The organism is Neorhizobium sp. BETTINA12A, from assembly GCF_023006485.1.
Classification (GTDB): domain Bacteria; phylum Pseudomonadota; class Alphaproteobacteria; order Rhizobiales; family Rhizobiaceae; genus Neorhizobium.
In genome coordinates, this window is sequence record NZ_JALBGW010000358.1 from 1 (window position 1) to 674 (window position 674).

The 674-nt window shown below is 68.8% G+C and carries 1 pseudogene; it reads left to right on the plus strand.

Going from position 1 to position 674, the window contains the following annotated elements:
- Positions 1-674: pseudogene (locus MOV61_RS30145) on the plus strand (hypothetical protein); the annotation flags it as partial.

Here is a 674-nt window from a genome sequence, read left to right on the forward strand (position 1 = left end):
GTTCCCGCCGGCTCGCAGGGGCGCGCCTACGACAAGGAGCTGAGGGCCGGGCCTCTGACGGAGCTGGCGCCATTCGCCCGCGTTGCGTTCGGCAGCGGCTGGCTGAACGGTGGCGTCGCCTCCCTGCCGATGTTCTGCGCCGGTTCCTACGCGCCGCCGGATGACTTGCCGGAATTTGCCCAGCTGGCGCCCGCACGCTCGATAGAAGCGCGCTACGCCCAGGGGCTCGAAAGCGGCAAGCTCGTACTCTTCAAGACGGAAGCCTCGCAGCTCTCGACCGTGGTCGATCACAAGACGGGCCGGCGGGGCCACCAGCAGCACGTGCTCGACATTCGGCTTGCGGGCCACCCGATGGCGAGGCTCTGGGTCAACCATCCCGGCGAAGACGACCCCTGGGGCACGCAGCGCCCGTCCTATTGGGCCGGCAACGGCGTTCTCCCGCGCGTCATCCAATATCGCGACGTCGCCCTGCTGATCGCCGACACCGAAGGCACGCGCCATGCCTGGACCCATGCTTATCTCGGTCGCGACGGCCTCGACGAGGTTGTCATGGATGGAAACTGGCTCCTGACCCGCTCGGGCCGCGGTTTTGCGGCGCTCCATGCCACGAACGGGCTTGAACTCGTGACCGACGGAGCGACCGCCGGGCGCGAGGTGCGCTCCGAGGGTGCCCT